13 protein-coding genes are annotated in these 11,709 nt (G+C 48.6%); 11 read left to right on the top strand and 2 right to left on the bottom strand.

The window, feature by feature from the left end:
• Window positions 1-35 precede the first annotated feature (35 nt).
• A complete protein-coding gene (gene lpxC, locus A1359_RS18715; RefSeq protein ID WP_066986945.1) occupies window positions 36-962 on the top strand; it encodes a UDP-3-O-acyl-N-acetylglucosamine deacetylase in 927 nt (308 codons plus the stop codon).
• 45 nt (window positions 963-1,007) lie between these two features.
• Here the strand turns inward: lpxC and A1359_RS18710 are convergent, their stop codons facing one another.
• Complete coding sequence (locus tag A1359_RS18710) at window positions 1,008-1,463, bottom strand: DUF721 domain-containing protein (protein ID WP_066986942.1); 456 nt, start codon at window positions 1,461-1,463, stop codon at window positions 1,008-1,010.
• Window positions 1,464-1,500: 37 nt separating this feature from the next.
• On the opposite strand from A1359_RS18710, the gene A1359_RS18705 reads away from it, so the two are divergent.
• The 10 genes from A1359_RS18705 (at window position 1,501) to A1359_RS18660 (ending at window position 10,932) form a co-directional block, all read left to right on the top strand.
• Window positions 1,501-3,279, top strand: a complete 1,779-nt coding sequence (locus A1359_RS18705) for an NAD(P)H-dependent oxidoreductase subunit E (RefSeq protein ID WP_066986939.1) — start codon at window positions 1,501-1,503, stop codon at window positions 3,277-3,279.
• Between the two features lies 1 nt (window position 3,280).
• Window positions 3,281-3,997, top strand: a complete 717-nt coding sequence (locus A1359_RS18700) for a 2Fe-2S iron-sulfur cluster-binding protein (protein WP_066986936.1) — start codon at window positions 3,281-3,283, stop codon at window positions 3,995-3,997.
• Window positions 3,987-4,526 (top strand): NADH-quinone oxidoreductase subunit B family protein, encoded by a 540-nt coding sequence (locus A1359_RS18695; RefSeq protein ID WP_066986933.1) that lies wholly within the window; start codon window positions 3,987-3,989, stop codon window positions 4,524-4,526. Before A1359_RS18700 ends, A1359_RS18695 begins: the two co-directional genes overlap by 11 nt.
• 45 nt (window positions 4,527-4,571) lie before the next feature.
• Window positions 4,572-6,062: a Ni/Fe hydrogenase subunit alpha gene (locus tag A1359_RS18690; RefSeq protein ID WP_066986931.1), complete on the top strand. Its 1,491-nt coding sequence runs from the start codon at window positions 4,572-4,574 to the stop codon at window positions 6,060-6,062.
• An 8-nt stretch (window positions 6,063-6,070) separates the two neighbouring features.
• Window positions 6,071-6,556, top strand: coding sequence for a hydrogenase maturation protease (locus A1359_RS18685; RefSeq protein WP_066986928.1), 486 nt, complete (start codon window positions 6,071-6,073; stop codon window positions 6,554-6,556).
• A gap of 168 nt (window positions 6,557-6,724) precedes the next feature.
• Window positions 6,725-7,063 (top strand): ArsR/SmtB family transcription factor, encoded by a 339-nt coding sequence (locus A1359_RS18680; RefSeq protein ID WP_066986925.1) that lies wholly within the window; start codon window positions 6,725-6,727, stop codon window positions 7,061-7,063.
• 32 nt (window positions 7,064-7,095) lie between these two features.
• Complete coding sequence (locus A1359_RS18675; RefSeq protein ID WP_066986922.1) at window positions 7,096-7,575, top strand: arsenate reductase ArsC; 480 nt, start codon at window positions 7,096-7,098, stop codon at window positions 7,573-7,575.
• A 16-nt stretch (window positions 7,576-7,591) separates the two neighbouring features.
• Window positions 7,592-7,948, top strand: coding sequence for an arsenite efflux transporter metallochaperone ArsD (gene arsD, locus A1359_RS18670; RefSeq protein WP_066986919.1), 357 nt, complete (start codon window positions 7,592-7,594; stop codon window positions 7,946-7,948).
• Window positions 7,949-8,129: 181 nt separating this feature from the next.
• Window positions 8,130-9,893: an arsenical pump-driving ATPase gene (gene arsA / locus A1359_RS18665; RefSeq protein ID WP_066986916.1), complete on the top strand. Its 1,764-nt coding sequence runs from the start codon at window positions 8,130-8,132 to the stop codon at window positions 9,891-9,893.
• Between the two features lie 220 nt (window positions 9,894-10,113).
• A complete protein-coding gene (locus A1359_RS18660) occupies window positions 10,114-10,932 on the top strand; it encodes a class I SAM-dependent methyltransferase (RefSeq protein WP_066986913.1) in 819 nt (272 codons plus the stop codon).
• A 69-nt stretch (window positions 10,933-11,001) separates the two neighbouring features.
• Here A1359_RS18660 and A1359_RS18655 read toward each other — a convergent pair whose 3' ends face one another.
• Complete coding sequence (locus A1359_RS18655; protein WP_066986910.1) at window positions 11,002-11,535, bottom strand: REP-associated tyrosine transposase; 534 nt, start codon at window positions 11,533-11,535, stop codon at window positions 11,002-11,004.
• Window positions 11,536-11,709: the final 174 nt, after the last annotated feature.

Raw genomic sequence — 11,709 nt, 5'->3', positions numbered from 1 at the left:
TCCCCTGCTTCGTTTTATTTATCTGTCGGCTTTTAATGATCAAACAACGCACTCTTAAAAACACTATCCGAGCCACTGGCGTTGGCTTGCACACAGGCGACAAAGTCTATCTGACCTTACACCCGGCCGAAGTCAATACCGGGATTCGTTTCCGTCGCACGGATCTGGAAACTCCGGTCATGATAGAGGCGCGCCCAGAGAATGTGGGAGAAACCATGCTTTCTACCACCTTGACTCGTGGCGATATCAAAGTCTCGACCGTAGAACATTTATTGTCGGCCATGGCCGGTTTAGGCATTGATAACGCAATTGTCGATGTTAGCGCACCGGAAGTGCCTATCATGGATGGTAGTGCGGGCCCATTCGTTTTTTTACTGCAATCAGCAGGCGTGGTCGAGCAGGACGCACCCAAACATTACATTCGCATCAAGCGCGCTATTAAGGTAGAAGATGCCGACAAATGGGCTGCTTTCGAGCCTTTCGATGGCTTTAAAGTCACTTTTACCATTGATTTTGAACATCCTGCGTTTTCCGATCATTTGAAAACCGCTGTGATGGATTTTTCGTCAACGACCTTTGTTAAGGAAGTTAGTCGCGCACGTACCTTTGGTTTCATGCGGGATATTGAGTTTTTGCGGGAAAACAATCTGGCGTTGGGCGGTAGTCTGGATAATGCCATCGTTGTGGATGATGACAAGGTTTTAAATGAAGATGGTCTGCGATACGCTGACGAATTTGTAAAACACAAAATTCTCGATGCGATAGGTGATTTGTATTTATTAGGACACAGCCTGATTGGTGAATACAAAGGCTTCAAATCCGGTCATGCGTTAAACAATAAATTGTTGTTGACCTTGCTGGAAAATAAAGATGCCTGGGAAATGGTAACTTTCGACAGTCTTGATCAAGCGCCGATTTCATTCATGCGTTCTGCGCAAACGTCTGCCTCGATAGCTGACTAGGTAGATAATTGAACACATTGAAGTCTGCTTTTTTAGCAGCAGGCTTCAGTCTTTACTTCGCTTTAACAAGGTTTTGGCTAAATTTGCCAAAGCTAAATCCAAAACATCATTGCTTTTATCATTGACCTGGCTCAAAATTGCTAAAACAGTATCGTTACTAGGGAATTGTGCCCCTCGATGTACAGCGGGTATATCGACCGGTTGAGTTATTTTGACTTGTATCCGACTGATCTTTAGCCGGCCTGAGGTGTGCATTTTGCTTAGTATTTGTTCCTGGTAAAATCGAATTTGCGATGCCCAAACCGCCGAGTCGGTATAAACCAACAAAATAGCATCCTTTAACACACAATGCGTCGCATGTTCAGCTATGCTTATGGGTAATGCCATCCGAACAAGCCTTAGCAACTGTTGTTGTTCGGCGATGATTTCCAAGCATTTCACCATCGGCCTAAACTCAAAATCCAGGGCCGTCTTGAAAACTGATTTTTTTGAGCGATTCATACCCTTCCAAGTAACTTAAATAAGCGGTAACACAATGATGAAAACGTTTATACAAAAAGTGCTGACAGATGCAGACTACCAACCGGCTAGATTGCTAACCATATTAAGAGCCTTGCAAGCCGAATACCAGCACATACCGATAGATGCCATTGATATTTTGGCAGACGCGCTAAACATCCCCCGCACACAGATCATCGCGGTGGTCGAATTCTACAGTTTTCTGCATTTAACACCACAAGGTCGTTACGACATTTTAATCAGCGATTCAATTACCGATCGCATGCAGGGCAAAGAAAATCTGCTGGGTTACCTGTCCAGCGCTCTTAAGGTAAAAGCGGGGCAAGTGCGTGACGACGGACTCGTCAGTCTTAATAATACCTCCTGCACCGGCATGTGCGATCAGGGGCCAGCCGGACTTGTCAACGGACACGCATTGACCAAACTGGACAGACCCCGTATCGACGAAATTGCGGCATTAGTGGAACAGCAAAAACCGCTTGGCGAATGGCCGCCACATTTGTTTGCAGTGGACGATAACATTTATAAAGCCGGTTTGTTACTGAATGGGCCTATTGAAAATGGAGCAGCCATTCAGGCCACATATACTCGTGGCATAAACAATACGCTGGAAGAGCTTGATCGTGCCGGATTACGTGGACGCGGTGGTGCCGGCTTTAAAACCGCGATGAAATGGCGCTTCTGTGCTGAAGAGCCAAGCGAGCAACACTTTGTGGTCTGTAATGCTGATGAAGGAGAGCCGGGCACTTTTAAAGATAGAGTCTTATTAAACAGTCATGCCGAGCAAGTCTTTGAGGGTATGACTATTGCTGCAGCCATTATTGGTGCCAATCAGGGTTTTTTATATCTGCGTGGCGAATACTTACATATATTCGATAAGTTACAGGCTATTTTGCAGCAGCGTCGTAATGCTGGACTGTTAGGCGCTAATATTCTTGGTCAAGGTCTTGATTTTGATATAGAAATTCGGCTTGGTGCTGGCGCCTACATCTGCGGAGAAGAGTCGGCATTGATCGAGTCGATGGAAGGCAAGCCTGGCATACCCCGCAACCGTCCGCCTTATCCTGTTACTAGTGGTTATTTAAATCAACCCACCGTGGTTAATAACGTAGAGACTTTTCTTGCCGTCGCCAAAATTGCAATTGAGGGCGGAGACTGGTTTGCCAGTTTTGGTACTGAAAAATCTGCCGGTAGCAAAATATTAAGCATTTGTGGAGATTGTAGCCGACCTGGCATTTATGAATATCCCTTCGGTGTCAGCATAGAACAAATTCTGGCTGATTGCGGGGCATCGAATGTTTTAGGCATTCAGGTTGGTGGTCCATCCGGTACTTTTATTTCTAACCAAGAATTTAATCGTCAACTGGCGTTTGAAGATCTGGCCACTGGCGGTTCGTTCATTATTTTCAATAATAGCCGCAACATTCTCGAAATCGTGCAAAATTTCACACACTTTTTTGCCCATGAAAGCTGCGGTTTTTGTACGCCGTGTCGAGTCGGTACCGCTTTGCTGAAAAAGCAGTTGGATAAAATCATCGAAGGTCATGGCTCAGCCGGCGACGTAGTCGAGCTGGAAAGTTTGTGTCAATTGGTAAAAAGTAATAGCCACTGTGGTTTGGGACAAACAGCTGCCAACCCGATTTTATCGACCTTGCAACGTTATCCGGATGTATATGAAAAGCAGTTGAAAAGTATCAGCTACGAACCCGGTTTTGATCTGGATGGCTCATTGGAAATTGCTCGCCGCATGGCGCATCGAGACGATGCCGCCGCGCACTTGTCTCAAGTGGAGGATTAAAATGTCAGGCACTATCAATATCGACGGCCAAAATATTCCATTCGAGGAAGGCCAAACCATAATCGAGGCTGCAACCGCAGCGGGTGTATATATTCCGCATCTATGCCATCAACCCGGCTATACCCCGCATGGTAGCTGTAAGGTTTGCACGGTTAATGTCAACGGACGTAACTGCTCAGCCTGCACATTTCCTGCTGTAGAGGGGCAAACGATAGTCAATAACAGTGCGGAATTGGAGCAGGATAGACGCCGCATGACGCAAATGTTGTTCGTGGAAGGCAATCATTTCTGTCCGTCTTGTGAAAAAACCGGTAACTGTCAATTACAAGGTGTGGCCTATCATTTGAATATGCTGGATAACCACTTCCCACATTTTTTTGCAAATCGGGAAATGGACGCTTCGCACCCGGATATTTTGATCGATCACAATCGCTGTATTTTCTGTAACTTATGCGTGCGGGCTAGTCGTGAAAAAGACGGCAAAAACGTATTTGGTATTAGCGGACGTGGCATCAACAAACGACTGATTATCAATTCAGATAGCGGGCAATTGAAAGACAGCGACATCGATGTTAACGATTGTGCCGCCCACATTTGCCCAACCGGCGCTATTTTAATCAAGCGCACGGGTTATCAAGTCCCCATCGGTAAACGTATTTACGATCATCACGACATTAGTGAAGTCGCTTTAATGGAGGAGCGCGAACATGGCAAATAAAATCAAAGTGGCAACCACCTCATTGGCCGGTTGCTTCGGTTGCCACATGTCGTTTCTCGATCTTGACGAGCGTTTAATAGCCCTGGCTGAAGTAGCCGAATTCGACCGTTCCCCCATTACCGACATTGAACATTGCGGCCCTTGTGATATCGGCCTGATTGAAGGCGGGGTTTGCAATTCCGAAAACGTACACGTGCTGCGTGAATTTCGCAAAAACTGCAAGATATTGGTTGCGGTGGGAGCTTGTGCAATTAACGGTGGCCTACCGGCGATGCGCAATCACATTTCCCTGGAAGACTGTTTGCTGGAGGCCTATCGGGATGGCATAGGCGTGGAAAACGCACAAATCCCCAATGATCCGGAACTACCTTTATTACTGGACAAAGTTCACCCGATACATGAAGTGGTCAAAGTCGATTATTACCTCCCTGGCTGCCCGCCCTCTGCCGATGTATTCTGGGCTTTTTTGACCGCATTGCTGGAAGGCCGTGAGCCCTCGTATCCTTACGAATTGGTTCATTACGATTAAAAGGCCCGGGCCTTGCCCAGCCAAAATACACAAGAGAGACTGATTATGTACGAACATCTCGAAACCGCAGAAAATCCCACTACATTGAAACGTGTCGTTGTTGACCCTGTTTCCCGCGTCGAAGGTCACGGCAAAGTCACTCTGCTGCTGGATGAAAACAACAAAGTACAGCAAGCAAGATTGCATATCGTTGAATTCCGTGGCTTTGAAAAATTTATTCAAGGCCGCCCTTACTGGGAATTGCCGGTACTGGTACAGCGATTGTGCGGTATTTGTCCGGTCAGCCACCATTTGGCCGCTGCTAAAGCCATCGATCAATTGGTGGGAGTCGACCCCGAAAATCTGACGCCAGCCGCTGATAAATTGCGCCGTTTGCTGCATTTCGGTCAAGTATTACAATCGCATGCGCTGCATTTTTTTCACCTATCCAGTCCGGATTTACTGTTTGGCTTTGAAAGCGAGATCAGTAAACGTAGCATCATCGCCGTGCTAGCCAACTATCCCGAGATAGGCTTACAAGGTGTCAAGCTGCGTAAATACGGCCAGGAAGTGATACGCATGGTTTCAGGCAAACGTATACACGGCACAGGTGCAATTGCTGGCGGCATGAATAAAGCCTTGAGCAAGGAAGAACGGGATTATTTACTGCAGGATATTGAGCAAATCATTACTTGGTCAGCCGCCGCTGTTGCGCTGATCAAGAAAGTCCATACCTCCAATCTGCCGTATTACGATGATTTTGCTACCATCCGTAGCAATTATTTGGGGTTGACTAAAACCAATGGCGCTCTGGAGCTTTATCACGGCGGCATACGCGCCAAAAATGACCGTGGCGAAACCTTGGTGGATCATTTCGATTACTGTAATTACACCGATTTGATACACGAAGAAGTGCGCTCCTGGAGCTACATGAAATTCCCCTATTTGACATCGATCGGCAAAGACCAAGGTTGGTATCGCGTAGGACCTTTGGCGCGCGTGAACATCTGCGACTTTATCGACACGCCGATGGCAGAAGCCGCTCGGGTGGAATTCAAGCAGCATAGCGGCGAAGCCATGGTGCACAGTACACTGGCCTTTCATTGGGCACGCATGATCGAAGTCCTTCACTGTGCGGAAAGTATCAAAACCTTGCTGCACGATCCTGACATCATGAGTAATGACTTGATGGCAACCGGCGAAAAACGTTACGAAGGCATTGGGGTGATCGAAGCGCCACGCGGCACCTTGTTGCATCATTACCAAGTCGATGAAAACGACATTGTCACTAAAGCCAACCTGATTGTGTCTACTACCAACAACAACATGGGTATGAATGAATCGGTGCGACAAGTAGCGGCTGAATATCTATCCGGCCAGGAGTTAACCGAACCTTTGTTAAATAATCTGGAAGTGGCTATTCGCGCTTACGACCCATGCTTGTCCTGTGCAACGCATGCTGTGGGTAAAATGCCGTTACAGCTGGAATTAATCGCTGCAGACGGGCAAATGGTCGATAAGCTGGTTCGCCACAGTGATGGCCGCTTCGAGCATTGATTAAAACTATGAAACCGATATTGGTATTCGGCTACGGTAATCTCAGTCGTGGTGACGATGCGGTAGGCCCATTGTTACTGGAATATCTGGAGGAATTTGTTGATCTGACACAGATTGAATTGCTCTGCGATTTCCAGCTACAGATCGAACATGCGCTTGATTTGCAGGGGCGTGAATTAGTGGTGTTTGTTGATGCCTCGGTAGCAGGGGAGAGCGCTTTCGCATTCAAGCCCCTGCAAGCCTGCCGTGACAACAGCTACACCACGCATGCCATGAGTCCGGCATCTTTGTTGCAGGTTTATGAAAGCGTCACCGGCCAGACAGCTCCACCCAGTTTTTTATTCAGTATCAAAGCAGAATCATTTGAACTGGGTGAAGCCTTGAGTCCGGCCGCCAGCAAAAACCTGCAACAAGCCTGCCGGTTTGCCGAAAATTTGTTGACTCTTCCGGTTGCCGAAATTCTTGCAGCTTCATGCAGCGCAGAGTGCGCCTAAATCCATACTAAAGTAGCCCCCCATCCAGCTAAGGTGATGGTTGAGGAGCAGATTTTTATCAAAAGTGACATGACGCTGTTTAGAGAGCTCATTGCCGCGAATGAAAAATACTTACCTGAACTTAGTAATTTCATTTGTATACTTCAATTATAGTTGTATAGTAATAGCATGAATAAAGAACTTGCTAATTCACTTTTTGAATCACTGTCATCCGGTGTTCGATTGGATGTATTTCGGTTATTGGTCAAACATGCGCCAACCGGTTTGGTTGCCGGGGAAATTGCCAGCGAATTGGCTTTACCGCCAACCAATCTGTCATTTCATCTGAAAGCTATGACGCATACGGGCTTGGTCAACGTCACCCAAGAAGGACGCTATCAACGTTACCGAGCCAATTTAACCGTCATGCAGTCGCTAATCGATTATCTGACGGCCGAATGCTGCACAGGTCATCCGGAACTTTGTCTCGATACCGGTGAAGCTTCGGGGTGTTGTGATAGCGACTAATTTTTTCCATCTACAGCTACGAACTATCCACCATGAATGTTTTATTTTTATGTACCGGCAATTCCTGTCGTTCTTTGCTGGGAGAAGCCACTTTTAATCATTTGGCCCCAGAAGGTTGGCATGCGATCAGCGCGGGTAGCAAGCCCATCGGTCGTTTAAACAGCGGAGCCGTGGCTTTACTTGAAGAAAAAGGGATCTCGACCGAAGGCTATTACAGCAAATCCTGGAACGATTTACCTGTCACACCGGACATCGTCATCAGCGTCTGCGGCAATGCCGCTAACGAAACCTGTCCCGCCTATCTTGGCCCGATCATGCGTGCACATTGGGGGGTGGAAGACCCGGCACACGCGGAAGGTACCGAAGCCGAAATCAAAGCGGCATTTGAGACCGCTTATGGCATTTTGCGTCACCGCATCGAGACATTTCTGGCCTTGCCATTAGATGAACTGAAGAACGATCCAGCACGTCTGAAAGCTGAACTGGATCGAATCGGCACCTTGTTACCTTGATTATTGGGAGTTTGTTATGAGCACTATTCATATTTTTGATCCTGCCTTATGTTGCAGCACTGGCGTCTGCGGTGTGGACGTCGATCAGCAATTGGTCGATTTTTCCGCCGACCTGGATTGGGCCAAACAAAATGGCGCTCAAATCGAGCGTTTTAATCTGGCTCAACAACCGATGGCTTTCGCCGAAAACGCAGTAGTAAAAGCTTTTCTGGAACGTTCCGGTGCAGAAGCCTTGCCTTTGATTTTGGTCGATGGTGAGGTGGCTTTAGCCGGTCGTTACCCTAATCGTACTGAATTAGCACGTTGGACTGGCATGGTTGCCACTGAAGAAAAGTCTGAGTCCGGTTGCTGCGGTGGTAGTCGTTGCTGCTGATTGATCGCTGCCTGAGGGCAGGCTAATCCAGTTTAGCAAGTGCTGCCAGCCCCCTGGTTGGTGCATTCTTGGGTGATCGGTTGCTGGGCGTTATTCCAGAGGGTGTGCTGCTACCCTTTCTCGCCTTGATCCAGCTGATTTCGGCAATAAAAGTGTGGCGTCACCATTAGGAGTTGCTGTTATGACCGAACTAGATTTTCTCGACCAACCGCCCCGTTTTTTGTTTTTTACCGGTAAGGGCGGTGTCGGCAAGACGTCTATCGCTTGCGCTACTGCCATACAACTGGCGGATGCCGGACGACAGGTATTGCTGGTCAGCACCGACCCGGCGTCGAATGTCGGCCAGGTTTTCGGTATCAGTATTGGCAACCAAATTACCCCTATTGCAGCGGTAGCAGGTTTGGCCGCATTGGAAATCGATCCGCAAGCTGCAGCACAAGCCTACCGTGATCGTATCGTTGGCCCTGTGCGAGGCGTATTGCCTGAAACCGTGGTGAAAGGTATTGAAGAACAATTGTCCGGCGCCTGCACCACTGAAATTGCCGCCTTCGATGAATTCACCGCCCTGCTAACCGATTCAACCCTTACGGCAGATTACGACCATATCATTTTCGATACCGCCCCCACCGGCCATACCATCCGCCTATTGCAACTCCCCGGTGCCTGGACAGGCTTTCTCGATGAAGGCAAAGGCGATGCGTCCTGTCTTGGTCCCTTGGCTGGCCTGGAAAAACAACGTAGCCAATATAAGGAAGCCGTCGATGCACTTGCCGATCCGCAACGTAGTCGTTTGATTCTGGTCGCACGCGCTCAGCAATCGACCTTGCGAGAAGTAGCACGCACCCACGAAGAGTTGGACGCTATCGGCCTTACCCAGCAATATTTAGTCGTGAATGGCATTTTGCCTGAGGCTGAAGCGGGGCAAGATTCCTTGGCAATCGCTATTTGCCAGCGTGAACAACGGGCACTAGCCGAAATCCCTGAAGTGCTAAAGACGCTGCCCCTAGATTGCATCGAACTGAAACCGTTTAATCTGGTGGGTTTGGCGGCGCTAAGGCAATTGCTGACGACTGCCTTACTGACGAGCTCTGTCAGCGAGGTGGCGACACAGGCCATTCAGGTGCCCAATCTCGCAAAACTGGTCGATGAGATTGCGGTCGATGGTCATGGCTTGGTGATGTTAATGGGCAAAGGCGGCGTCGGTAAAACCACTCTAGCCGCCGCCGTAGCCGTGGAGCTGGCACAACGAGGTTTACCGGTACATCTCACCACCTCAGACCCTGCTGCCAATTTAACAGAAACACTAAACGGTGTATTGGATAATCTCACCGTCAGTCGTATTGATCCGCACGCCGAAACTGAACGCTATTGCCAACATGTGTTGGAAAGCAAAGGCGCTAATCTGGACGCACCGGGCAGAGCGCTTTTGGAAGAAGATTTGCGTTCGCCCTGTACCGAAGAGATTGCCGTATTCCAGGCTTTTTCACGCATCATCCGTGAAGCCGGTAAAAAGTTCGTGGTGATGGACACGGCACCGACCGGCCATACCTTGTTGCTGCTGGATGCAACGGGCGCTTATCACCGCGAAGTCAGTCGGCAGATGGGTAGCAATAGCCATTACCTGACACCGATGATGCAACTGCAAGACCCCAAACAAACCAAGGTACTACTAGTTACGCTTGCGGAAACCACGCCGGTATTGGAAGCAGCCAATCTGCAAGCCGATCTGCGTCGTGCCGGGATAGAGCCCTGGGCCTGGGTGATCAACAACAGCGTTGCTGCGACCACGGTGCATTCGTCGTTATTACGGCAACGTGCAGCGAATGAACTGCAAGAGATTGACGCGATAGTCCAGCAATACGCGCCGCGTTATGCCGTCGTACCGCTGTTGCGCGAAGAACCCGTCGGCGTTGATCGTTTGTTGGAACTAGCCGGCCATCATTGATGGTATCAGGGCGTTGCAATGACCGATAAGACCTATAACGTTTAATTCCTCTGTACGGGTAATTCGGCTTGTAGCATCATGGCTGCAGCCAGTGGGCCACTAATAAGAAGTACCGGTGATGATTACGCTGCTGAATGTGGTGTTTTTTTCAGAAAACAGCTATTTGCTGTGCAATAATTAAAATTCTAAATACGGCTACGAGTTATACCGAGTGAATTTAATGAACGGGCATGAAATAGCCAAAGCTAAAGCGGCGGCAACTTACAACACGGCGGCAGATTATTTTGACCACCCCGTGAGTTCTTTCTGGCATTGCTTTGGACGACAAACCATCGAACGTATGGCTTTACGTCCAGGGGACTCAGTTTTGGACGTTTGTTCAGGCAGTGGCGGCTCTGCACTGCCGGCAGCCGAGCAAGTGGGGTCGCAGGGCAAAGTCATCGCCGCAGACCTTGCGGAACGTTTGATTGCGTTAGCGAAAGCCAAGGCCGAAGTCAAAAAACTCGACAACATAGAATTTCGCGTAGCGGACATGCTTGACTTGGGGTATCCAGATGGCAGTTTCGATGCTGTGGTTTGCGTGTTTGGCATCTTTTTTGTACCGGATATGGCAGACGCCGTTAAGGAACTATGGCGCATGGTTAAACCCGGAGGTCGATTGGCTATCACCACTTGGGGACCTGATCTTTTTGAGCCAGCTAATAGTGCTTTTTGGGATGCCATAGGCAGCGCACGCCCAGATCTTCAGCGCAGCTTTAATCCATGGGATCGCATTTCAAAACCAGCAGGGTTGCGTGAGCTGTTCGCTGAAGCGGGTATATATGCTGATGACATTCTGGCGGAAAGTGGCATGCATGCTTTGAATTCGCCAAATGACTGGTGGGCCATTGCTATGGGTAGTGGATATCGCGGGACCCTTGCGCAATTAGACGTCGAAACGTTTGAACGAGTGCGTAATGCCAATCTATCCTGTCTTCATCGCGAGCAGGTTACGTCGATTAACACCAATGTAGTTTATGCAATTGCAACTAAACGTTGACAATTAAAATTCATCAATTAAGCCATCAGCGCGGTAGGATGCGGTGAGGCACGAACCGCATCGATCGAGTTATTCTCCTGCGGATACCTTATAAAAATCAATATCATTACCCCAGTTTTCAGGATAAAGGCCACGTTGCACATAACCATGAAAACTTGAGTGCGTCCAATCTTTCACGCGTTCCACCCAACCATGCTTGACCGGATTCCAATGGATATAGTCGACATGCTGCTGATAATCGGCTTCGTCGCGAATTAGATGCTCCCAAAACCGTCGCTGCCATAAGCCACGTTCGCCCCGCTTATCGCGGCTTTTGGAGATCCTTTCACTTTTTGTGATATTGCGGGAAAAATAGGCTTTGATCAATCCCCAGCGAGTTGAAAAGTCAGAGTCACCCATCGGCAAAGTCAAGATGCAATGAAGGTGTTCTGGTAAAATAACAACGGAATCAATCTTATAAGGGTGCTTGGCTTTAACATGAGAAAAGGCCTCTCGCAGCAGGTCAATCCGATCCGTTAACAGCCGATTGTCATGGCGCTCAGCCAAATTAACCGTAAAAAACCATGTAGCGCCGGGATGCCGAAAGCGACGATATTCTGTCATCGTTTTATTTTATGCTATTAATTTTGTCGAGCGATGCGGTTCGTGCCTCACCGCATCCTACCTGTGTGTCAGCTTTATGGCAAACATCAGCCATTTGGAAATATTGCGGATACGGCCGCTTGGGGTCGCCATGGATAGCTATCCATAGCGACCCCTGGACTAAACCGCTTCGCG

Source organism: Methylomonas lenta, from assembly GCF_001644015.1.
Taxonomy (GTDB): Bacteria; Pseudomonadota; Gammaproteobacteria; order Methylococcales; family Methylomonadaceae; genus Methylomonas; species Methylomonas lenta.
This window is presented reverse-complemented; position numbering and strand designations above follow the sequence as displayed.

Coding starts and splice junctions, on each gene's coding strand:
- A1359_RS18680 (WP_066986925.1), top strand. CDS start 6,725: ATGAATAAAGAACTTGCTAATTCACTTTTTGAATCACTGTCATCCGGT.
- A1359_RS18700 (WP_066986936.1), top strand. CDS start 3,281: ATGTCAGGCACTATCAATATCGACGGCCAAAATATTCCATTCGAGGAA.
- A1359_RS18710 (WP_066986942.1), bottom strand. CDS start 1,463: ATGAATCGCTCAAAAAAATCAGTTTTCAAGACGGCCCTGGATTTTGAG.
- lpxC (WP_066986945.1), top strand. CDS start 36: ATGATCAAACAACGCACTCTTAAAAACACTATCCGAGCCACTGGCGTT.
- A1359_RS18705 (WP_066986939.1), top strand. CDS start 1,501: ATGAAAACGTTTATACAAAAAGTGCTGACAGATGCAGACTACCAACCG.
- arsD (WP_066986919.1), top strand. CDS start 7,592: ATGAGCACTATTCATATTTTTGATCCTGCCTTATGTTGCAGCACTGGC.
- A1359_RS18660 (WP_066986913.1), top strand. CDS start 10,114: ATGAACGGGCATGAAATAGCCAAAGCTAAAGCGGCGGCAACTTACAAC.
- A1359_RS18655 (WP_066986910.1), bottom strand. CDS start 11,535: ATGACAGAATATCGTCGCTTTCGGCATCCCGGCGCTACATGGTTTTTT.
- arsA (WP_066986916.1), top strand. CDS start 8,130: ATGACCGAACTAGATTTTCTCGACCAACCGCCCCGTTTTTTGTTTTTT.
- A1359_RS18690 (WP_066986931.1), top strand. CDS start 4,572: ATGTACGAACATCTCGAAACCGCAGAAAATCCCACTACATTGAAACGT.
- A1359_RS18675 (WP_066986922.1), top strand. CDS start 7,096: ATGAATGTTTTATTTTTATGTACCGGCAATTCCTGTCGTTCTTTGCTG.
- A1359_RS18685 (WP_066986928.1), top strand. CDS start 6,071: ATGAAACCGATATTGGTATTCGGCTACGGTAATCTCAGTCGTGGTGAC.
- A1359_RS18695 (WP_066986933.1), top strand. CDS start 3,987: ATGGCAAATAAAATCAAAGTGGCAACCACCTCATTGGCCGGTTGCTTC.